We start from the raw sequence: 20,861 nt of genomic DNA on the forward strand, positions 1-20,861 counted from the left end.
TTTTTAATTCGATAAGTTTGATTCCCCATCACTGGAGAAAGTCTTATGAAACTCGCCGTATACAGCACCAAGCAGTACGACAAAAAGTACCTGCAACAGGTTAACGAGACTTTTGGTTTTGAGCTCGACTTCTTTGACTTTCTGCTGACTGAAAAGACAGCAAAAACCGCCCACGGCTGTGAAGCGGTCTGTATCTTTGTAAACGATGATGGCAGCCGCCCTGTGCTGGAAGAATTGAAAAAACAGGGCGTTAAATATATTGCGCTTCGCTGCGCGGGTTTTAACAACGTCGATCTGGATGCCGCAAAAGAGTTGGGCTTGCAGGTGGTTCGTGTACCGGCCTACTCCCCGGAAGCCGTTGCTGAACACGCCGTGGGAATGATGATGACCCTGAACCGCCGTATTCACCGTGCTTATCAGCGTACCCGCGATGCCAACTTCTCTCTTGAAGGCTTGACCGGTTTTACCATGCATGGAAAAACGGCGGGCGTGATTGGTACGGGTAAAATCGGTGTTGCTGCATTGCGCATTCTGAAAGGTTTTGGCATGCGTCTGCTGGCGTTTGATCCCTATCCAAGCGCAGCGGCGCTGGATCTCGGCGTGGAATATGTTGATCTGCCAACGCTGTTTGCAGAATCTGACGTGATTTCGCTGCACTGCCCGCTGACGCCAGAGAACTATCACCTACTGAATCATGCCGCGTTTGAGCAAATGAAAAACGGTGTGATGGTCATTAACACCAGTCGTGGTGCATTAATTGATTCGCAAGCGGCGATTGAAGCCCTGAAAAATCAGAAAATTGGTTCGCTGGGTATGGATGTGTATGAGAATGAACGTGATCTGTTCTTTGAAGATAAATCCAATGACGTGATTCAGGATGACGTTTTCCGTCGCCTGTCAGCCTGCCACAACGTCCTGTTTACCGGGCATCAGGCGTTCCTCACCGCCGAAGCGTTAACCAGTATCTCTGAAACGACGCTGCAAAATTTGCGTCAGCTAGCGAACGGTGAAAGTTGCCCGAACGCGCTTTTCTGACTGACTACCCTCCCGCACGGGAGGGTATTTAAGATTTTCCCCAAAGCCAAATTCGGTAAGATCGATATTCTGTCGTCGTTATTTTGTCACTATGTTAGAGAATGATCATGAAGAAAAGCGTTGCGCTGGTCGCACTGAGCCTGCTGGTGGCGGGTTGTGTCAGTAATGGAAAAATGTCCGTCAGCCGTGAGCAATTGCAGCATCACCGCTTTGTTCTGGAAAGTGTAGATGGAAAGCCTGTTCCACAGTCGGCGCAGCCTTTTGAGCTGAGTTTTGGCGAAAAGCTACATATCTCGGGGAAAATGTGTAATCGGTTTAACGGTCAGGCCACCTTGTCCGACGGCGAACTCAAAGCCAAAGAGTTAGCAATGACGCGCATGATGTGCGCGAACCCGCAGATCGGTGAGCTGGACAACACGCTCAGTACGATGCTTAAACAGGGAGCACAGGTCGATCTGACGGCCAATCAACTTACCCTGGCAACGGCGGAACATTCGTTGAGTTATAAGCTCGCCGATTTAGTCCAGTAGTCGATAATCAATAGTTGCCACAGCTTCCCGCAGCAAGAGAGTGTTCACTGCATCGTTTGCCGTTGGGAAGCGCGCACATACCAATGGCTGAGCCATCCAGTTGACGGGCGACGGACAGAGAACCGCCAATCATGGCGCAATTAGCTTCTCCGGCACTGGTCATTGCCGCTTTCATCCCCGGCGCAACATGTGCTGCCGTCGCTTGCTGAACAGGTTCATCATTACTGCTACAGGCCGACAGCAATAACGCGGCACACCCTACCCAAAACGCTGCGCGCATTGTATTTCCCCTCATTATCTTTAAGCTAAACGAATCGACCTAAATAATAGGCATCTGAATGATTCACGTCGAGAGGCAATGCGCGCATTTATGCGGTAAATACGGCATTTTCTGATTTCTTTTTGATCAAACACCTGTCAGGCGCTGACTCTACGGGCCGTGACGTAGTGTTCCTGCCAGTAGCGATTAGAGAGATGAGACGACGTCACCCCCTGGGAACTCGAAGCATGAATAAATTTATCATTACCAATAAACACGCCAACATGGTGAACGTTCGGCTTCGTTTCGAAGAAGACCAAATCTCCAGGTTTGAGGTTATCCTGGCTGACCAGATGGCCTGTACGACGCTGTTCCAGTGCGGTTCGCGGCAAATGTTTATGAATTACCGAGGCAATAATTCTGCGCGTAAAGGCGGAACAATCAATGCCCTTAAGGCTATCTCCCCCCCAACGGTAATCTGTGCCTTTCCACAGTGCGAATTCATTCATAATGCGACGCTTTAACTGGCCTTTTTTATTCTGAATGGGTGCAGATGAGAAGTCCCCCTCAGGTGAATCAATATAAGACAACGTCGAAAATCCCCAATCTTGTCCCGGTATTTTTACGAAAGCGAAAGAAGAAAACGAAGCCGTTAAAAGTAATGCAAGAACAATCATACGAAACATAATAAAAACCACTATTTAAATAAAAACATCCATACTTTTTTGCGCACGAAAATGATTTATCGCCAGATAAATAAGATCTATAGGAACTGTGATATCGCTTGTGCCCTACCTTTACGTTATAGGGCCATACGATTATTAATATGAGAAGTCAGAAGAATGTCTGTGTTCTCAACTGCCGCCAGTGTAGGAAAATTCCATAATCATTCAAAATGAAATGGTCTTATTAAGACCTTATCGTCCCTCTGAAGACGCTATCCTTTTCATAAGGCAGACAAAAACCCGGCAACGTCGCGTACGCTACAACCAGTTACGATATTGTTTATATGTTAATAACTGTTAAATTTAAGTTGGAGAAAATCAGACTTTTTATTACATCCCCTTCTTTGAGGACGACAGGTTTATTATTCAGCGCTCTGGTCATAATAAAAATTCCTGTTCTGCAATAAACAATGTGCTCTTTTACATCGACCGTGTGTCAATTTGTGCACTCGTTTACGCCTTAACTTCTAGGAATTACAGGAAAGTCCTATACTAGGAATATAACTATCAGGACGCTAAGGGTTTGGATGCGTCTTTAATTTGCGCAATGTAAAGGTGTCGTATGATTACAATTGACGGTAATGGTGCAGTCGCGTCGGTAGCGTTTCGTACCAGTGAGGTTATCGCCATCTACCCTATTACGCCCAGTTCAACGATGGCTGAACAAGCGGACGCCTGGGCGGGCAATGGTCTGAAAAATGTCTGGGGTGACATACCGCGCGTTGTCGAAATGCAGTCAGAAGCTGGGGCAATCGCAACCGTGCACGGTGCCTTACAAACCGGTGCGCTCGCCACTTCCTTCACGTCCTCACAGGGATTGCTGCTCATGATCCCCACACTGTATAAGCTGGCGGGGCAATTAACCCCGTTTGTTTTGCACGTGGCGGCGCGCACCGTGGCAACTCATGCACTTTCTATTTTTGGCGATCATTCCGACGTCATGGCCATTCGTCAGACGGGGTGCGCGATGCTTTGCGCGGCAAGCGTGCAGGAAGCGCAGGATTTTGCCCTTATATCACATATTGCGACGCTGAAAAGCCGGGTTCCCTTTATTCACTTTTTCGACGGCTTTCGCACCTCCCACGAAATCAACAAAATCGTCCCGCTGGCAGATGACACTCTTCTCAGCCTGTTACCTCAGCGCGAAATAGACGCCCATCGAGCGCGGGCGCTCAATCCAGAACATCCGGTCATTCGCGGTACTTCCGCAAACCCGGACACTTACTTCCAGTCACGTGAAGCGACAAACCCGTGGTACAACGCCGTATATGACCACGTTGAACGAGCAATGGCGGACTTTGCGGCAGCGACCGGTCGCCAATATCAGCCCTTTGAGTATTACGGCCATCCGCAGGCCGAACGCGTCGTTATTTTGATGGGCTCCGCCATCGGCACCTGTGAAGAAGTGATTGACGAACTGCTGACTCGCGGCGAAAAAGTGGGTGTCTTAAAAGTGCGACTGTTCCGCCCCTTCTCGGCGAAACACCTGCTGCAAGCGTTGCCCGAAACTGCCAAATCTATCGCCGTCCTGGATCGCACCAAAGAACCAGGCGCGCAGGCAGAACCCCTCTATCTTGATGTTATGACCGCGCTGGCAGAAGCGTTCAACAACGGCGAACGCGAGACGTTACCGCGCGTGATTGGCGGACGCTATGGCCTTTCGTCGAAAGAATTTGGCCCGGAGTGTGTTCTGGCCGTATTTGATGAACTGCGAAGCAGTAAACCTAAGCCGCGCTTTACCGTCGGTATTTACGATGATGTCACTAACCTCTCTCTCCCGCTGCCGGAAAACAGTTTGCCAGCAACGGCCAAACTTGAAGCGCTATTTTATGGTCTGGGTAGCGACGGCAGCGTGTCCGCGACCAAAAACAATATCAAGATTATAGGCAACTCGACACCATGGTATGCGCAAGGTTATTTCGTTTACGATTCGAAAAAGGCGGGTGGGTTAACGGTTTCACACCTGCGCGTAAGTGAACAACCGATCCGTTCAGCTTATCTGATTTCTCAGGCCGATTTTGTCGGTTGCCATCAGTTGCAGTTTATCGACAAGTATCAGATGGCGGAACGACTGAAGCCCGGTGGGATATTCCTGCTAAATACCCCCTACAATGCCGAGGAAGTGTGGGCGCGTCTGCCACAAGAAGTGCAGGCGGTGTTAAACCAGAAGCAGGCACGTTTCTATGTTATTAACGCTGCCAAAATTGCCCGTGAATGTGGTCTGGCAGCGCGAATTAACACCGTTATGCAAATGGCCTTTTTCCACCTGACGAAGATCTTGCCTGGCGACAGCGCGCTGGCAGAACTTCAGGGCGCGATTGCCAAAAGCTACAGTAGCAAAGGTCAGGACCTGGTTGAACGTAACTGGCAGGCATTAGCGCTGGCGCGCGAGTCTGTTGCTGAAGTTGTCCTCCAGCCCGTTGACCCGCATAGCGCCAACCGACCGCCGGTGGTGTCTGACGCTGCGCCGGATTTCGTCAAAACCGTAACGGCAGCGATGCTGGCCGGTCTTGGTGATGCCCTGCCCGTTTCCGCGCTTCCGCCGGACGGGACCTGGCCGATGGGCACGACGCGTTGGGAAAAACGCAACATTGCCGAAGCGATCCCCATCTGGAAAGAAGAGCTCTGTACGCAATGTAACCATTGTGTCGCGGCCTGTCCGCATTCGGCTATTCGCGCAAAAGTGGTTTCCCCTGAAGCGATGGAAAATGCCCCTACGAGCCTGCATTCGCTGGACGTAAAATCACGCGATATGCGCGGACAGAAATATATTTTGCAGGTCGCGCCAGAAGACTGCACGGGTTGCAATTTGTGCGTAGAAGTCTGTCCGGCGAAAGATCGCCAGGATCCGGAGATCAAGGCCATCAATATGATGTCGCGCCTTGAACACGTTGAAGAAGAAAAAGTGAACTATGACTTCTTCCTCAATCTGCCGGAGATTGACCGCAGCAAACTGGAGCGCATCGACATTCGCACATCCCAGCTAATCACGCCGTTGTTTGAATACTCTGGCGCCTGCTCCGGCTGCGGTGAGACACCGTATATCAAGTTATTAACCCAGCTGTATGGCGACCGTATGTTGATTGCCAACGCCACCGGGTGCTCGTCGATTTACGGCGGCAACCTGCCCTCAACGCCTTACACCACCGACGCCAATGGCCGTGGTCCCGCATGGGCGAACTCCCTGTTTGAGGACAATGCCGAATTCGGTCTGGGTTTCCGTCTGACGGTCGACCAACACCGCGCGAGAGTTATGCGTCTGTTGGAACAATTTGCCGCGCAGATATCGCCAGAACTGTATGAAGCGTTGCACGCAACGGCAACACCTGACGTGCGGCGCGAGCAGGTTAATGCCCTTCGCCAGCAGTTGAAAGACGTCAAAGGCGCACAGGCGTTGTTAACCGATGCCGATGCGCTGGTTGAGAAATCTATCTGGCTGATTGGCGGCGACGGATGGGCTTATGATATTGGCTTTGGTGGTCTGGACCATGTACTCAGCCTGACGGAGAACGTCAACATTCTGGTGCTGGATACCCAGTGCTACTCCAACACCGGCGGTCAGGCGTCGAAAGCGACGCCGCTGGGCGCGGTTACCAAATTTGGTGAGCACGGGAAACGTAAAGCGCGTAAGGATCTTGGCGTGAGCATGATGATGTACGGGCATGTTTATGTGGCGCAGATCTCTCTGGGTGCGCAACTGAACCAAACGGTTAAGGCGATTCAGGAAGCGGAAGCGTATCCGGGCCCGTCGTTAATTATTGCTTACAGCCCCTGTGAGGAACACGGCTACGACCTGGCGCTAAGTCACGATCAGATGCGTCAATTAACAGCGACTGGCTTCTGGCCGCTTTATCGCTTCGATCCACGCCGTGCAGAAGAAGGTAAACTGCCGTTGGCGCTGGATTCTCGCCCACCATCAGACGCCCTGGCTGAGACGTTGCTGAACGAACAGCGTTTCCGCCGGCTCAATGCACAACAACCCGAGGTCGCGGAACAGTTATGGAAAGACGCGGCGGCAGATTTACAAAAACGCTATGACTTCCTGGCACAAATGGCAGGAAAAGCGGAAAAAAGTAGTGCCGATTAGCAGGTCAGTTTAAGACGCAATCTGGCAGATAAAAAAAAGCCCGAACATCCGTTCGGGCTTGTCAATTTACTTGCTGGCTAATCAAATGTATCGCAATGGCCATCAATAAAAACGTTGACAATAAAGGCATATAACCTGCGCAGAATATCCGATCGAAATTCACTTGTATAATTTTTATTTTATATATCCTCCCATTAATATATTCATTGAACTTATCACTGTTTCTGTGGAATTATTTTATTAAGGTTTTACTTAAGACGTAACAATAGATACTTATCTCTTTACGGAACTTCTCCTTTAGCATGCTTTTACTCCCCTACAGAGGGAGCCACAGGTGAATTAAAAACTATAAGGATTATTTCGATGAAAAGAAAAGTACTGGCACTCCTTGTTCCTGCCCTGTTAGCTGCTGGCGCAGCACACGCCGCAGAAGTTTACAATAAAGATGGCAATAAATTAGATCTCTACGGCAAAGTTGACGGTCTGCATTACTTCTCCGATGACGCCAATTCAGACGGCGACATGTCTTATGTCCGTCTGGGTTTTAAAGGCGAAACGCAAATTAACGATCGGTTAATCGGGTATGGTCAGTGGGAATATAACGTCCAGGCCAACAATACCGAATCCGATGGCAACAATTCCTGGACTCGTCTGGCCTTCGCCGGTCTGAAATTCGGTGATTACGGTTCGTTCGACTACGGTCGTAACTACGGCGTTCTGTACGACGTAGAAGGCTGGACTGATATGCTACCTGAATTCGGTGGCGACTCTTACACCAAAGCAGATAACTTCATGACCGGCCGCGCTAACGGCGTTGCCACCTACCGTAATACCGATTTCTTTGGTCTGGTTAACGGTCTGAACTTCGCATTGCAGTATCAGGGCGCGAACGAAAACCAGGCCGGTGACGAGCAGGAAGGCACTGGCAACGGCGGCGATCGTAACCTGAAAAACTCCAATGGCGACGGTTTCGGTATCTCCACCGCATATGACTTAGGTTTGGGCTTCACTCTCGGTGGTGCATATACCTCTTCCGATCGTACTAATCAGCAGGTTAACCACTCGACTGCAGGCGGCGACAAAGCGGACGCGTGGACTGTCGGTGCGAAATACGATGCCAACAATATCTACCTGGCGACCATGTATTCCGAAACCCGCAACATGACCCCGTATGGCAATAGCGCTAATACGATTGCCAACAAAACCCAGAACTTCGAAGTGACTGCGCAGTACCAGTTCGACTTCGGCCTCCGCCCGGCGGTTTCTTTCCTGATGTCTAAAGGTAAAGATTTAGCCGGTGGTCAGGATCAGGATCTGGTGAAATATGCCGATGTCGGCATGACCTACTACTTCAACAAAAACATGTCCACCTATGTAGATTACAAAATCAACCTGCTGGATGAAGACGATAGCTTCTACAGCAATAACAGCATCGGCACGGATGATGTTGTCGCACTGGGTCTGGTCTACCAGTTCTAAGTTCGATTACCCGCCGGAAGCGGCGGGTATTTCATCATCACAACTGGCCCTTCTCGCCATCACGCCCTTCCTGCTCCACAGTACGAACCTGAATCTATTAAAAATCATGCAAAGCGCTAATTATTTTCAATGTACATTAAGTACGTTAAAGCGTTACACTTTATATGGTTACTAAAACAGGAGGTTTTATGAGCAGAACGATTCTTGTACCCATTGATATTTCAGATTCAGAATTAACTCAACGGGTAATTTCTCATGTCGAAGCTGAGGCAAAGATTGACGACGCACAGGTTCATTTTATGACTGTCATTCCGTCTCTGCCCTATTATGCTTCACTGGGGCTGGCCTATGCCGCAGAGTTACCCACCATGGACAATCTGAAAGCCGAAATTACGTCTCAACTGGAAGAGATCATCAAGAAATTTGATATTCCCTCTGACCGGGTGCAACTGCATATCGCGGAAGGCTCTCCAAAAGATAAAATTCTGGAGATCGCAAAAACATTACCGGCTGATATGATTATTATTTCCTCGCATCGTCCGGATATCACCACCTATCTACTGGGCTCCAACGCCGCCGCCGTGGTGCGTCATGCAGAGTGCTCCGTTCTGGTTGTTCGCTGATTTTCCTGGCCCGCATCACATTGCGGGCTTTTATTTTCCCGCCGCGCCCCTGCCTATAACGTCTACGATTTGCATCTAAATGTGCTGACATTTTTCTCGCTTATCCGTACCATACGCACCACAGTTTTTATATCAGACAGCTTTGCCGGTCTCTCCGCCGTGATGCATACTCTTCTGATGCCACACAATGAATTGAGCCTCTATTAAATGTCGCAAAATCAAGATATTAGTAAAAAAGAACAGTACAACCTGAACAAATTACAAAAGCGCTTGCGTCGTAACGTGGGCGAAGCCATTGCCGATTTCAATATGATTGAAGACGGCGATCGCATTATGGTTTGTCTTTCTGGCGGCAAAGACAGCTATACCATGCTGGAAATTTTGCGCAATTTGCAGCAAAGCGCGCCGATCAGCTTCTCCCTGGTGGCCGTTAACCTGGATCAGAAACAACCGGGCTTTCCAGAACATATTCTGCCTGAGTACCTTAAACAACTGGGCGTAGAATATAAAATCGTTGAGGAAAATACCTATGGGATCGTGAAAGATAAAATTCCAGAAGGTAAAACCACCTGCTCTCTTTGTTCACGACTGCGTCGTGGCATTCTCTATCGTACAGCGAGCGAGCTGGGCGCGACTAAAATCGCTCTCGGTCATCACCGCGACGATATTTTGCAGACCTTATTCCTGAATATGTTCTACGGCGGGAAAATGAAAGGTATGCCGCCAAAGCTGATGAGCGACGATGGTAAACATATCGTCATCCGCCCTTTGGCCTATTGCCGCGAAAAAGATATCGAGCGCTTCGCTGAAGCTAAAGCGTTCCCGATTATTCCGTGCAATCTGTGTGGTTCGCAACCGAACCTCCAGCGCCAAGTCATTGCCGACATGCTGCGTGACTGGGATAAACGCTATCCCGGCCGTATTGAGACAATGTTCAGCGCGATGCAAAACGTGGTGCCTTCTCACCTGTCAGACATCAACCTGTTCGACTTCAAAGGCATTAAGCACGGTTCAGAGGTTGTTGATGGCGGCGATCTGGCGTTTGACCGAGAAGAGATCCCGTTGCAGCCTGCCGGTTGGCAACCGGAAGAAGACGATAATCAGTTGGATGAATTACGCCTGAACGTGGTAGAAGTGAAGTAATACTGACCGCGCCGGATAACAGCGTTTGCATGTTATCCGGCCTGGCAGGACCGAGGGTTATTTCAACAGACGAACCCGGCAGGTTTTGCCTTTGATCTTCCCGCTCTGCATCTGCTTCCAGGCTTTGTGGGCCACGGAATGGCGCACCGCGACATAAACGTGCGCCGGATGCACAGTAATTTTGCCAATATCAGCCCCGTCCAGCCCCATGTCTCCCGTTAACGCCCCCAGAACATCGCCCGGACGCATTTTGGCTTTTTTCCCGCCGTCGATGCACAGGGTCATCATCTCCGCCTCTAAAGGCATAATCGCCCCATTCGCCGGGGTGGGCATCCAGTTAAGCTTAAGCTGTAACATCTCGGAAAGAATATTCGCGCGCTGTGCCTCTTCCGGCGCACAAAAACTGATGGCCAAACCGCTCTGCCCAGCGCGGGCAGTACGTCCGATACGATGAACGTGAACTTCGGGATCCCACGCCAGCTCAAAATTGACGACCAGCTCCAGGGATTTAATATCCAGGCCGCGCGCGGCAACATCGGTGGCGGCCAGCACACACGCGCTTCCATTAGCAAAGCGTACCAGCGTTTGATCGCGATCGCGCTGCTCCAGATCGCCATGCAAAGAAAGTGCGCTTTGCCCCGAGGCGTTCAATGCATCGCATACCGCCTGGCAGTCTTTTTTGGTGTTACAAAAAACCACACAGGATGCCGGTTGATGCTGGCTGAGTAACTTTTGCAGCAGCGGGATTTTGCCATGCGCTGAGGTTTCAAAGAACTGCTGTTCAATCGCGGGTAGTGCGTCCACGCTATCAATCTCAATAGAAAGAGGCGCTTTCTGAACGCGACCACTGATGGCGGCTATCGCCTGCGGCCAGGTCGCTGAAAAGAGTAACGTCTGACGGGAATCAGGCGTAAAGCGGATGACTTCATCAATCGCATCACTGAAGCCCATATCAAGCATCCGATCCGCTTCGTCCATCACCAGCGTCGTTAACGCGTCCAGTGAAACGGTACCTTTTTGCAGGTGATCCAGTAAACGTCCCGGCGTCGCGACAATAATATGTGGCGCATGCTGAAGCGAATCACGCTGCGCACCAAACGGTTGTCCGCCACACAGCGTCAGGATTTTGGTATTCGGCAGGAAACGCGCCAGACGGCGCAACTCTCCGGCCACCTGATCGGCAAGCTCTCGCGTAGGACAGAGTACCAGCGACTGGGTTTGATAAAGCGTAACATCGATGCGCTGTAATAAGCCGAGGCCAAAAGCCGCCGTCTTACCACTTCCCGTTTTTGCCTGCACGCGGACATCCTGGCCTGCCAGAATCGCTGGAAGCGCCGCAGCCTGTACGGGTGTCATGGTTAAATAGCCCAACTCATTGAGATTCTCGAGTTGGGCGGCAGGTAAAGCGTTCAGGGTAGAAAAAGCGGTCACAATTTATTCTCGCGGTAAGCAACATAGATCAGCAGGCGCGTATCCTCGCAGATCTTCGGCTGTGATGCGACATTTTAATCGGTTCCTGATCCGGCGGAGGGTCCGGCATTGGCTGTGGACGTGGTATCGGATCAGGGACTGGCACGGGATCGGTCGGAACCGGGTCCGATGCGGGAATTTCCAGATGGCGCAGTAATGTTAGACGGGTCATTTTTGCCTCCAGGGTAGCGTTGACTCCCTTTTAGGGTAGTCGCTGAAACCTGACAGGCAAAAAAAAGCCGACTCTATTAAAGTCGGCGTCGTACGAATCAATTGTGCTATGCAGTAATTCAAAAAAGGAAGTAAGACAATATGGAGCGCAACGCCCATCGCTTGACGTTGCATTCACCTGCGAGAGTGATATTGCCCCGAACAGCTGTCTCATTTATTGACTTCGCTCAATTTAAAAGCCGTTTGCGCGATAGAATTCTCTTAAAAGATTAATTTTTACAACCATTTACTGCGATGCAACCATAAAGTAACACCGCCAATAACAACCACTAACAGAACGCAAAATAATGAAAAGCCGAAACGCCATGCTCCCCCCGGGATTCCGCCAAGATTGACGCCAAAAAGCCCGGTCAGAAAGGTGCTCGGCAGAAAAACCATCGCCATAAGTGACATGGTATAGGTACGACGCGCCAGAGACTCCTGCATTACCTGGGCGATTTCATCCGCCATAACGCCCGTGCGCGCGATACAAGCGTCAATTTCATCCAGCCCTCTCCCCAGTCTGTCGGCAATATCCTGCATTCTCCGACGTTGATCGTCCGACATCCACGGCAGACGTTCACTGGACAATCGCGCATAAACGTCGCGCTGGGGGGCCATATATCGTCGCATGACAATTAATTGCTTGCGTAATAACGCCAGAAAACCACGGGGAGGAATTTGCTGATCGAGCAGATTATCCTCAAGGTCGATAATTTTATCGTGGAGTTCCTCGATAAATTCATTGGCATGATCGGTCAGCGCATCACAGACATCGACCAGCCAACCGCCGCAGTCGGTCGGACCGGTTCCTTCTTCCAGATCGCTGACCACATCGTCAAGCGCTAATACTTTACGCTGCCGGGTGGAAACAATCAGCCGTTCATCCATATACAAACGCATTGCCACTAGTTGGTCCGGGCGCTCATCCGTGCTGCCGTTAATGCATCGTAAGGTGATTAGCGTTCCTTCTCCCAGACGGCTAACACGTGGACGGGTACTTTCTCCCGCCAGCGCGTTCCGAACATTATTAGGTAATAACGGAGTTGTCGCCAGCCACTGCGCGCTATCAGGATGGGTGTAGTTGAGATGCAACCAACAGGGATTTTCGCGGGTAATTACATCCTCATCAGTCAGCGGTTTCACGCCTCCCTTCCCGTCCAGCAACCAGGCAAATACGGCGTCTGGCACACTCACTTCTGAGCCTTTTAGGGTCTCCATTTTGCCTCCATCACAGCTTATTTTCTGGTTAGTCTAGCGTCAGGCTTGTGGTAAGCAACCTCTCATTGTCCCATTCTACTGAAATACCTCATAAAAACTCGATTATGCTATTTTGCAGTATCGATTAAGCGATAAGCGCCTATTTTTATTTATGTATTTCAGTGCCGTAAATAGTGAATATCCTGCTAGATTTAACAGTTGACGTTTACACACAATTGCAGCGAATTAATAAAAATAAACGGATGACCCATGAGCATACATTGCCTCACTGCCCTTGATTTGCTTACTTTTCCTGTCTGGATTGTTTCACCTGGCACAGAAGAACTCATTTTTGCTAATAACACGGCCAAACAGTTAATGCAGGAATATACGTTCAGCCAATTGCAAAAGGGAATGTTTTCTACCCATGCTCAGGATGAGTTAGCCAATTATATTACTGATTTACGCCACCATCGCGATATTGTTGAAATATTAACCGTCACCCTGAATAGCACTCACTCCGCATTATCCTGCCGACTGTCTGTTAAAGAACTAGCAGAATTTGGCGAAGTGATCCTTTTTGAGGGCATTGAAACGACGACCACGCAGGGGCTAAAGGCCAGTCGCTCCACGAACTATCAGCGTAAAAAGCAAGGCTTCTATGCCCGCTTTTTTTTGACTAACTCGGCACCGATGTTACTCATCGATCCTTCCAGAGAGGGTCTTATCGTCGACGCTAATCTTGCAGCGCTGAATTTTTATGGTTACAGGCATGACGTGATGTGCCAAAAACACACCTGGGAAATCAATATGTTGGGTCGGCAAATTTTGCCCATCATGCATGAAATCGCACGCTTACCGGGTGGGCATAAGCCTTTGAATTTTATTCATAAAATTGCAGATGGCACAACCCGCCACGTTCAAACCTATGCGGGTCCGATCGAAATTTACGGCGATCGACTGATGCTATGCATCATTCATGATATTACCGAACAGAAGCGTCTCGAACAGGAACTCGAACATGCTGCCCTGCACGATGCGCTCACCGGACTGCTTAACCGCCGTCAGTTTTATCAGTTGACCGAACCTGGCCAGACTCACCCTTTAACAATGGCTCAGGATTATAGTTTGCTGCTTATTGATACTGACAGATTCAAGAGCATTAACGATCTCTACGGTCATTTGAAAGGCGACGAAGTGCTCTGCGCGCTGGCGCGAGATCTTGAAGAAAGTGCACGTAAAGGTGACCTGGTGTTCCGCTGGGGGGGCGAGGAGTTCGTCTTTTTATTGCCACGAACACCGCTGGATGTCGCGCTACAGTTTGCGGAATCGGTCCGCGCTTCGGTGGCAAAAATCAGCATTCCGGGTCTTCCGCGCTTTACCGTCAGCATTGGCGTGGCGCATCACGAATCGAACGAAAGCATCGATGAACTGTTTAAACGCGTCGATGCGGCGTTATACAGAGCAAAAAATGATGGCCGCAACCGGGTGCTGGCGGCGTAAACCCATTACCGACTGCGTTTGGCGTGACGCTCCCAGTTTTCTTGCTTCGCCTGCGCGGTTTTGCGCAATGCAACATAACACGCCCCGCTGCCGCCATGATGCGGTAGCGCTGCACAGTACGCCTGGACGTCATCAAATTCCGTCAGCCAGCGCGCGACATAACTGCGCACAATATTAGCGTGGGATTTCTCTTCACGCCCTTTGCCATGAATAATCAGCACGTTACGCAGTCCATCATGAAGCGACTGGTGTATAAAGCCAAACAGCAGCTTACGGCACTCTTCAACGGGCTGACGCAGCAGGTTGAGACTGGCCTGCTGACCATATTTTCCTGAGTGAAGTTTTTCGATAACGCCCTGTTGTAGCCCCTCACGGCGAAAAGCCAGCGGCTGATCCAGTGGAATGACTTCGAGAAAACCCGTCGTGAGGAAGTTATCAAGCTGGAGGGTATCAATACGCTGCGGCGCACGAGTATTACGCACCGGCTGCCAGTGAACATCAACGTTACGTTTTAGAGGCTGGACATCCTCCATGGCGTCAAGGAACAGCGATTTGTCGTCAAGGTTCATGTTTCATCCTCCCACTTTAAGACTACCACTATCATAGCCGTGCCATGATACGCTCACAACGATTTACTAATGTTTCCAGTAACCGTCAGAAAATATGCCTTTCTTTTGGTTTGACTTTGAATCCTGTGAAATCAGTCACCCTTGCTTTCTGGCTTAGTCGACCTGTTCTTGATATAAGAGAGTTACCCGTAACGGGAAATAGTCACGGGAAAATATGAAGGAAGCAGTGGTTTATGCTTGATAGAGTCTGGCGGATGTCGGCAGGCTCTATTTTTTATGCCAAATCTGGAGTATGGCTGAATGATCTTCTGGCGTGGTATGTTTCTCTTAACGTGATTTAAAACGACAGAGACAACAATGCTGACCTTACTGGAAGATAAGATTGCAACCCCGCTAGGACCGCTGTGGGTTATTTGTGATGAACAGTTCCATTTGCGTGCCGTTGAGTGGGAACAACACAGCGATCGCATGGAACAACTGCTAAATATTCATTATCGCGTCGAAGGCTACACGCGTTATAGCGTGAAAAACCCCGGCGGCCTCAGCGATATTCTTGCCGATTACTTTGCGGGTAATCTCAGCGTGATTGCTACGCTCCCCACCGCCACAGGCGGCACTCCCTTTCAGCGTGAAGTCTGGCAGACGCTACGAACGATCCCTTGCGGTCAGGTAATGCACTACGGCCAGTTGGCAGAACAACTGGGACGTCCTGGCGCAGCGCGTGCCGTGGGTGCCGCTAACGGTTCGAATCCCATAAGCATTGTTGTACCCTGCCATCGGGTGATTGGACGTAACGGTACTCTGACCGGCTACGCCGGCGGTGTGCAGCGTAAAGAGTGGTTATTGCGCCATGAAGGCTATCTTTTATTGTAAATTCCAGGCAATTCGTGCCTTCTGCTTCACACTTTTGAGTAAAGAGCCCATACGTAAACCATGGTTTTTCAATGGGTTAGTAAATTAATTTACACACATTCCGGAATTATCCGCTCTTGACGGCTGCGCAGACTTACGTGCTCACCAAAAAGATGTTAAAATTGACAAATATCAATTACGGCTTGAGCAGACCTATGATCCCGGAAAAGCGAATTATACGGCGCATTCAGTCTGGCGGTTGTGCTATCCATTGCCAGGATTGCAGCATCAGCCAGCTTTGCATCCCGTTCACACTTAATGAGCATGAGCTTGATCAGCTTGATAATATCATCGAGCGTAAAAAGCCCATTCAAAAAGGCCAAACGCTATTTAAAGCGGGTGATGAGCTGAAATCGCTCTACGCCATTCGTTCCGGTACGATCAAGAGCTACACCATCACCGAGCAAGGCGATGAGCAAATCACGGGTTTCCACCTTGCGGGCGATCTGGTTGGCTTTGACGCCATCGGCACCGGTCATCATCCAAGCTTTGCGCAGGCGCTGGAAACCTCCATGGTCTGTGAAATTCCCTTTGAAACCCTGGACGATCTGTCTGGTAAAATGCCCAACCTGCGTCAGCAGATGATGCGCCTGATGAGCGGTGAGATTAAAGGCGATCAGGATATGATCCTTCTGCTGTCAAAGAAAAATGCGGAAGAGCGCCTGGCGGCATTCATTTATAACTTGTCACGTCGTTTTGCGCAGCGTGGTTTCTCCCCGCGCGAATTCCGCCTGACAATGACCCGTGGCGATATTGGTAACTACCTGGGGCTGACCGTCGAAACCATCAGCCGTCTACTGGGTCGTTTCCAGAAGAGCGGGATGCTTGCTGTGAAAGGCAAATACATTACTATCGAAAACAGTGACGCCCTGGCAATCCTCGCCGGCCACACGCGTAACGTTGCGTAATTCTTCCGCAAACGCTTCTGATACCCTTCTGTCAAATCGTTAAATTTTCCCGATTTATTGATCTGGCAGGAGGTTCTTCCCTGTTTCAATTCACATTCTTGGGTTACTCTTTTAATAACAAACTGCGATGACAGTTGTAAGGAGACCCTGTATGGCTATGTATCAAAACATGCTGGTGGTAATCGATCCTAATCAGGACGATCAGCCTGCGTTACGGCGTGCGGTTTATTTACACCAACGGATTGGCGGCAAAATTAAAGCTTTTTTGCCGATTTATGACTTTTCCTATGAAATGACTACCCTGCTGTCACCCGATGAGCGTACCGCTATGCGACAGGGCGTCATTAGTCAGCGCACCGCCTGGATCCAGGAACAAGCTAAATACTATATCGATGCGGGTGTCCCCGTTGAGATTAAAGTGGTCTGGCACAACCGTCCATTTGAAGCCATTATCCAGGAGGTCATCAGCGGTGGTCACGATCTGGTACTGAAGATGGCGCACCAACACGACAAGCTCGAAGCGGTGATCTTTACCCCAACCGACTGGCATTTGTTGCGTAAATGTCCAAGCCCGGTATGGATGGTGAAGGACCAACCCTGGCCTGAAGGGGGGAAAGCGCTGGTGGCGGTTAACCTTGCCAGCGAGGAGCAGTATCACAATGCCCTCAACGAAAAACTGGTGAAAGAGACCTTATTGTTGGCAGAACAGGTCAACCACACCGAAGTTCATCTTGTGGGTGCCTACCCCGTTACCCCAATCAATATTGCCATTGAGTTACCGGAATTTGATCCCAGCGTCTATAACGATGCGATCCGGGGTCAACATCTTTTAGCCATGAAATCGCTGCGTCAAAAATTCAGTATTGATGAAAAAGTCACGCACGTTGAGAAAGGTTTGCCGGAGGAAGTCATTCCAGACTTAGCCGAGCATTTGCAGGCAGGGATTGTGGTTCTGGGTACCGTCGGGCGCACCGGGATCTCAGCCGCGTTTCTTGGCAACACAGCGGAACAGGTGATTGACCATCTGCGCTGCGACCTACTGGTCATTAAGCCCGATCAATATCAGACACCGGTTGAGATTGACGACGAAGACGACGATTAAATAACACGCTATAAATGACTAAGGCCCGACTCTTCGGGCCTTTTCTCATTTCTGGTCATCGCCACCGAGGAAATAAATCCCTAACGGAATCGCCAGCAGAATTGTAAAGACGAGGCTGTAGACACAAATCATGGAGGACTGAATAACATACATTGATGTCGTCCAGTCGGACAACGGAATGTCGTACTGCTCAATCACACCACCAATCGTAGCCCGCGTCACCACGGTCGCCGCGATAATAAACACACCCAGCAGGCACAGCAGAAACTTTTTGCCCTTCGCCGTCTTAAGCTTTCCGAAAATCATTAGCGCATCCTTTAATAGCTGAAAGCCTTGTTACGTGCGCGTAACAATACCATGACGACCCGTCAACGTGCTACTCAACAATTTCGATATAATTCCCGTCAGGATCCTTGATCACGGCTTCGTAGTAACCATCGCCGGTAGTTCGTGGCGGCGACACCAGAATCCCCTTTTCCTCGGCTTTTTTAGCCAGCGCGTTCACCTGCTCCTTACTTCCCACAGAAAGCGCAAGATGAACCCAACCCGTGGTGTGATTGTCAGGAAGCACTGACCGTAAGCGGGGTTTGGTCATCAGTTCAATGGCAATCTCCTCACCGACTCTGACAAAATACGACTCAAATCCCGGATTGTTTTCACTGCAATACTTCTCGTTGATCGTCCCACCAAAAAAGTCGCCCCAGAAACGTGCCATCGTTTCGAGATCCGTGGTCCATAACGCCATATGGGCTATTTTCATCGTTCACCTCAGTTTCATCATCCACCATGTTGACAGCAATCCTCTTTATGCACGATCATGCAGCTTATTGCTCGAAGGTACAAAAATCAGGATTTATTATGCTCGATTATGCAGCTTTCCCGGAACAGCGACAAGCGCTTATTCAACAAATTCTTCTGGAAAATGGGCGCGTGGTTTGTAGCGACCTTGCCAGTAGGCTGAACGTGTCAGAACATACCATTCGCCGTGATTTACAAGAACTTAGCAAAGAAGGCATTTGCAAAAAGGTCTATGGTGGCGCGGTCGTGATGCTTCCTGAATCCGCTGACTATGCCGCGCGTAAGAGCAATAAACCAGAACAAAAGAGCAGTATCGCGCAGAAATGTGCACGACTGGTCAAGTCCGGCAGTTGTATATTCATCGATTCCGGCACAACAAACCTGATGATGGCCGAAGCATTGCCCGCCGAACTCGCGCTGACCGTCGTCACCAACGCGCCTGACATTGCTGCCGTATTGCTTAAAAAACCACTGTTCAACGTCATTATGCTGGGTGGTCAACTGCAACGCACAACAGGTGGCAGCGTTGGCGCAACGGCCATCGCGCAGCTATCCGAAATTTTCTTCGATCAGGGATTTATCGGCGGCTGTGCCATGGCACCCGAGTCTGGCCTTACGGGGTTTGATTTCAGCGACTGCGAATTCAAACGCGCGGTGATCCATCAATGCAATGAGACGATAGTGTCACTCACCGCCGATAAAATCCCCGCCGTTGCCCGCTATGTTGTCGCCAAAAGCAGTGAGATTGACGTACTGGTGGTTGAGGAAAACATCAGCAAGGAGTACGGCGAAGCCTTTCGCGAACATGACATTCGCATTTATACCGTATGAAGTCGCAAGCGAAAATCTGCCTTTCTCGCTCTTTTTAGTCACCAGCAAGGCATTAAATATTTATTAGAATCAATGACTTAAAAAACAACGCATCACTCAGGAATAATTTGCTTTAGTGCCAGACCCGCCAGGCGCACGGTTTGCTGTAATCGTTCCAGGCTATCTCCAGCTCGCGCTTTCGCGGAAAGGCCAGACATCAACGTACTCATAAAGTCTGTCAACCTAACGGCGTCCTGCGGGTACTGCCGGGCAATATAGTCGTGAATGCTCTGTTCAGCAGCCGTGTATAACGCACTCGCCGCTTCGCGAGCCTCGGGATCGTTGCAATGGGTGCCTTCCAGCACCAGGCAGCCGGACGCGGTCTGATCAGCAACGTAGCGTTTTGCCGCCTCGTTCAGAACGTCAGTCAAACATTCAGCCACCGGACGATCGTTACGTAAAAGCGACGCTAATGGGATTGCACCGGTACGGTTATAGCGTTCCAGTACACGTGTATACAGCCCAAACTTACTGCCAAATGCTGCATAGAAACTCGGCGGATTGATACCAAATGCTTTTGTCAGATCGGCGACGCTCACCGCGTCATATCCTTGCGAATGAAAAAGATACTGTGCAGTTTCAATGGCTTGATCAAGATCAAACCGACGAGGGCGTCCCGGGGTTCGTCTAATTTTTGTAGTGCTCACTACATTACTCCTTGACGGCATGAGTTACCGCAGCATATTGTAATCTTCACTACAATATCATGAGGCGAGTGTTATGGCTGCATTACAAAAGAAATCTGTACTGGTCATGGGTGGAAGTCGTGGAATTGGCGCGTCGATCGTTCGGCGTTTTAAGGCTGATGGCGCATCGGTCATTTTCAGCTACGCCGGTTCACCCGAGGCCGCAGAACAACTGGCGAAAGAAACCGGAAGTACCGCTGTGCTCACGGACAGTGCCGACCGTGATGCGGTGATAAAACTGGTGCGTGACAGCGGACCTTTGGATGTTCTGGTCGTTAACGCGGGTATCGCTCTCTTCGGCGACGCGCTGGAACAAGACAGCGACGCTGTCGACCGTTTATTCCGTATCAACATTCATGCACCCTACCATGCCGCCGTTGAAGCAGCACGTCAGATGCCGGAAGGTGGTCGTATTATTGTGATTGGTTCCGTGAATGGCGATCGTATGCCGATACCGGGAATGGCGTCATATGCCGTGAGTAAATCAGCCTTACAGGGTCTGGCGCGCGGCTTAGCGCGTGACTTTGGTCCTCGGGGAATTACCGTCAACGTTGTTCAACCTGGCCCTATCGACACCGATGCCAACCCGGAATCAGGCCCGATGAAGGAACTGATGCACAGCTTTATGGCTATTAAGCGCCATGGCAGACCTGAAGAAGTTGCGGGGATGGTGGCATGGCTGGCGGGCCCGGAAGCCTCTTTTGTAACCGGTGCGATGCACACGATTGATGGCGCGTTTGGCGCCTGATTGC

21 protein-coding genes are annotated in these 20,861 nt (G+C 50.2%); 12 read left to right on the forward strand and 9 right to left on the reverse strand.

Features of this window, described 5'->3' with window-relative positions; translation table 11 throughout:
* Window positions 1-45 precede the first annotated feature (45 nt).
* Together HVY19_RS10365 and hslJ are read left to right on the forward strand one after the other, a co-directional pair.
* Window positions 46-1,035 carry a 2-hydroxyacid dehydrogenase gene (locus HVY19_RS10365; RefSeq protein WP_181680528.1) on the forward strand — a complete coding sequence of 330 codons (990 nt, stop codon included), beginning with the start codon at window positions 46-48 and terminating at the stop codon, window positions 1,033-1,035.
* Window positions 1,036-1,142: 107 nt separating this feature from the next.
* Window positions 1,143-1,565, forward strand: coding sequence for a heat shock protein HslJ (gene hslJ, locus HVY19_RS10370; RefSeq protein WP_181680529.1), 423 nt, complete (start codon window positions 1,143-1,145; stop codon window positions 1,563-1,565).
* 7 nt (window positions 1,566-1,572) lie between these two features.
* Here the strand turns inward: hslJ and HVY19_RS10375 are convergent, their stop codons facing one another.
* Window positions 1,573-1,845 carry a DUF333 domain-containing protein gene (locus tag HVY19_RS10375; RefSeq protein WP_181680530.1) on the reverse strand — a complete coding sequence of 91 codons (273 nt, stop codon included), beginning with the start codon at window positions 1,843-1,845 and terminating at the stop codon, window positions 1,573-1,575.
* Between the two features lie 137 nt (window positions 1,846-1,982).
* Complete coding sequence (locus HVY19_RS10380) at window positions 1,983-2,510, reverse strand: NlpC/P60 family protein (RefSeq protein ID WP_249419070.1); 528 nt, start codon at window positions 2,508-2,510, stop codon at window positions 1,983-1,985.
* Between the two features lie 601 nt (window positions 2,511-3,111).
* Between HVY19_RS10380 and nifJ the strand changes: the two genes are divergently transcribed.
* From nifJ to ttcA, 4 genes are all read left to right on the forward strand, one after another.
* Entirely contained in the window at window positions 3,112-6,636 is a 3,525-nt protein-coding gene (gene nifJ / locus HVY19_RS10385) for a pyruvate:ferredoxin (flavodoxin) oxidoreductase (RefSeq protein ID WP_181680531.1), read from the forward strand.
* A 363-nt stretch (window positions 6,637-6,999) separates the two neighbouring features.
* Window positions 7,000-8,115, forward strand: coding sequence for a porin OmpC (ompC, locus tag HVY19_RS10390; RefSeq protein ID WP_181680532.1), 1,116 nt, complete (start codon window positions 7,000-7,002; stop codon window positions 8,113-8,115).
* A 188-nt stretch (window positions 8,116-8,303) separates the two neighbouring features.
* A complete protein-coding gene (uspF, locus tag HVY19_RS10395) occupies window positions 8,304-8,738 on the forward strand; it encodes a universal stress protein UspF (protein WP_181680533.1) in 435 nt (144 codons plus the stop codon).
* Between the two features lie 207 nt (window positions 8,739-8,945).
* Complete coding sequence (ttcA, locus tag HVY19_RS10400) at window positions 8,946-9,881, forward strand: tRNA 2-thiocytidine(32) synthetase TtcA (protein ID WP_181680534.1); 936 nt, start codon at window positions 8,946-8,948, stop codon at window positions 9,879-9,881.
* Between the two features lie 57 nt (window positions 9,882-9,938).
* Here the strand turns inward: ttcA and dbpA are convergent, their stop codons facing one another.
* From dbpA to zntB, 3 genes are all read right to left on the reverse strand, one after another.
* Entirely contained in the window at window positions 9,939-11,312 is a 1,374-nt protein-coding gene (dbpA, locus tag HVY19_RS10405; RefSeq protein ID WP_181680535.1) for an ATP-dependent RNA helicase DbpA, read from the reverse strand.
* A gap of 28 nt (window positions 11,313-11,340) precedes the next feature.
* A complete protein-coding gene (locus HVY19_RS20875; protein ID WP_275943229.1) occupies window positions 11,341-11,523 on the reverse strand; it encodes a hypothetical protein in 183 nt (60 codons plus the stop codon).
* Window positions 11,524-11,798: 275 nt separating this feature from the next.
* A complete protein-coding gene (gene zntB / locus HVY19_RS10410) occupies window positions 11,799-12,782 on the reverse strand; it encodes a zinc transporter ZntB (RefSeq protein ID WP_181680536.1) in 984 nt (327 codons plus the stop codon).
* Window positions 12,783-13,031: 249 nt separating this feature from the next.
* Here zntB and HVY19_RS10415 point away from each other — a divergent pair, with 249 nt between their 5' ends.
* The gene (locus HVY19_RS10415; protein WP_181680537.1) at window positions 13,032-14,264 is read left to right on the forward strand and encodes a sensor domain-containing diguanylate cyclase; all 1,233 of its coding nucleotides are present in this window, start codon (window positions 13,032-13,034) and stop codon (window positions 14,262-14,264) included.
* 5 nt (window positions 14,265-14,269) lie between these two features.
* Here the strand turns inward: HVY19_RS10415 and smrA are convergent, their stop codons facing one another.
* Window positions 14,270-14,833, reverse strand: coding sequence for a DNA endonuclease SmrA (gene smrA / locus HVY19_RS10420; protein WP_181680538.1), 564 nt, complete (start codon window positions 14,831-14,833; stop codon window positions 14,270-14,272).
* A gap of 357 nt (window positions 14,834-15,190) precedes the next feature.
* On the opposite strand from smrA, the gene ogt reads away from it, so the two are divergent.
* The 3 genes from ogt to uspE all read left to right on the forward strand — a co-directional run bounded on the left by ogt (window position 15,191) and on the right by uspE (window position 17,755).
* A complete protein-coding gene (ogt, locus tag HVY19_RS10425; RefSeq protein WP_181680539.1) occupies window positions 15,191-15,706 on the forward strand; it encodes a methylated-DNA--[protein]-cysteine S-methyltransferase in 516 nt (171 codons plus the stop codon).
* Between the two features lie 194 nt (window positions 15,707-15,900).
* A complete protein-coding gene (fnr, locus tag HVY19_RS10430) occupies window positions 15,901-16,653 on the forward strand; it encodes a fumarate/nitrate reduction transcriptional regulator Fnr (RefSeq protein WP_061708991.1) in 753 nt (250 codons plus the stop codon).
* 151 nt (window positions 16,654-16,804) lie between these two features.
* Entirely contained in the window at window positions 16,805-17,755 is a 951-nt protein-coding gene (uspE, locus tag HVY19_RS10435; RefSeq protein ID WP_181680540.1) for a universal stress protein UspE, read from the forward strand.
* A gap of 45 nt (window positions 17,756-17,800) precedes the next feature.
* Here uspE and HVY19_RS10440 read toward each other — a convergent pair whose 3' ends face one another.
* A complete protein-coding gene (locus HVY19_RS10440) occupies window positions 17,801-18,061 on the reverse strand; it encodes a DUF2534 family protein (protein WP_181680541.1) in 261 nt (86 codons plus the stop codon).
* 70 nt (window positions 18,062-18,131) lie between these two features.
* A complete protein-coding gene (locus HVY19_RS10445; RefSeq protein ID WP_181680542.1) occupies window positions 18,132-18,515 on the reverse strand; it encodes a VOC family protein in 384 nt (127 codons plus the stop codon).
* A 98-nt stretch (window positions 18,516-18,613) separates the two neighbouring features.
* Between HVY19_RS10445 and HVY19_RS10450 the strand changes: the two genes are divergently transcribed.
* Window positions 18,614-19,384: a DeoR/GlpR family DNA-binding transcription regulator gene (locus HVY19_RS10450; protein WP_181680543.1), complete on the forward strand. Its 771-nt coding sequence runs from the start codon at window positions 18,614-18,616 to the stop codon at window positions 19,382-19,384.
* Window positions 19,385-19,476: 92 nt separating this feature from the next.
* On the opposite strand, the gene HVY19_RS10455 is transcribed toward HVY19_RS10450, so the two are convergent.
* Window positions 19,477-20,070 (reverse strand): TetR/AcrR family transcriptional regulator, encoded by a 594-nt coding sequence (locus HVY19_RS10455; protein WP_249419071.1) that lies wholly within the window; start codon window positions 20,068-20,070, stop codon window positions 19,477-19,479.
* 73 nt (window positions 20,071-20,143) lie between these two features.
* Between HVY19_RS10455 and bdcA the strand changes: the two genes are divergently transcribed.
* Window positions 20,144-20,857 carry an SDR family oxidoreductase gene (bdcA, locus tag HVY19_RS10460; RefSeq protein WP_181680545.1) on the forward strand — a complete coding sequence of 238 codons (714 nt, stop codon included), beginning with the start codon at window positions 20,144-20,146 and terminating at the stop codon, window positions 20,855-20,857.
* Window positions 20,858-20,861: the final 4 nt, after the last annotated feature.

Origin of the sequence: Citrobacter sp. RHB25-C09, assembly GCF_013836145.1 — a bacterium.
GTDB lineage: Bacteria > Pseudomonadota > Gammaproteobacteria > Enterobacterales > Enterobacteriaceae > Citrobacter_A.

Coding starts and splice junctions, on each gene's coding strand:
- zntB (WP_181680536.1), bottom strand. CDS start 12,782: ATGGAGACCCTAAAAGGCTCAGAAGTGAGTGTGCCAGACGCCGTATTT.
- HVY19_RS10375 (WP_181680530.1), bottom strand. CDS start 1,845: ATGCGCGCAGCGTTTTGGGTAGGGTGTGCCGCGTTATTGCTGTCGGCC.
- HVY19_RS10380 (WP_249419070.1), bottom strand. CDS start 2,510: ATGTTTCGTATGATTGTTCTTGCATTACTTTTAACGGCTTCGTTTTCT.
- smrA (WP_181680538.1), bottom strand. CDS start 14,833: ATGAACCTTGACGACAAATCGCTGTTCCTTGACGCCATGGAGGATGTC.
- HVY19_RS10450 (WP_181680543.1), top strand. CDS start 18,614: ATGCTCGATTATGCAGCTTTCCCGGAACAGCGACAAGCGCTTATTCAA.
- HVY19_RS20875 (WP_275943229.1), bottom strand. CDS start 11,523: ATGACCCGTCTAACATTACTGCGCCATCTGGAAATTCCCGCATCGGAC.
- bdcA (WP_181680545.1), top strand. CDS start 20,144: ATGGCTGCATTACAAAAGAAATCTGTACTGGTCATGGGTGGAAGTCGT.
- hslJ (WP_181680529.1), top strand. CDS start 1,143: ATGAAGAAAAGCGTTGCGCTGGTCGCACTGAGCCTGCTGGTGGCGGGT.
- uspE (WP_181680540.1), top strand. CDS start 16,805: ATGGCTATGTATCAAAACATGCTGGTGGTAATCGATCCTAATCAGGAC.
- uspF (WP_181680533.1), top strand. CDS start 8,304: ATGAGCAGAACGATTCTTGTACCCATTGATATTTCAGATTCAGAATTA.
- HVY19_RS10445 (WP_181680542.1), bottom strand. CDS start 18,515: ATGAAAATAGCCCATATGGCGTTATGGACCACGGATCTCGAAACGATG.
- nifJ (WP_181680531.1), top strand. CDS start 3,112: ATGATTACAATTGACGGTAATGGTGCAGTCGCGTCGGTAGCGTTTCGT.
- HVY19_RS10440 (WP_181680541.1), bottom strand. CDS start 18,061: ATGATTTTCGGAAAGCTTAAGACGGCGAAGGGCAAAAAGTTTCTGCTG.
- fnr (WP_061708991.1), top strand. CDS start 15,901: ATGATCCCGGAAAAGCGAATTATACGGCGCATTCAGTCTGGCGGTTGT.
- ttcA (WP_181680534.1), top strand. CDS start 8,946: ATGTCGCAAAATCAAGATATTAGTAAAAAAGAACAGTACAACCTGAAC.
- ogt (WP_181680539.1), top strand. CDS start 15,191: ATGCTGACCTTACTGGAAGATAAGATTGCAACCCCGCTAGGACCGCTG.
- HVY19_RS10365 (WP_181680528.1), top strand. CDS start 46: ATGAAACTCGCCGTATACAGCACCAAGCAGTACGACAAAAAGTACCTG.
- HVY19_RS10415 (WP_181680537.1), top strand. CDS start 13,032: ATGAGCATACATTGCCTCACTGCCCTTGATTTGCTTACTTTTCCTGTC.
- ompC (WP_181680532.1), top strand. CDS start 7,000: ATGAAAAGAAAAGTACTGGCACTCCTTGTTCCTGCCCTGTTAGCTGCT.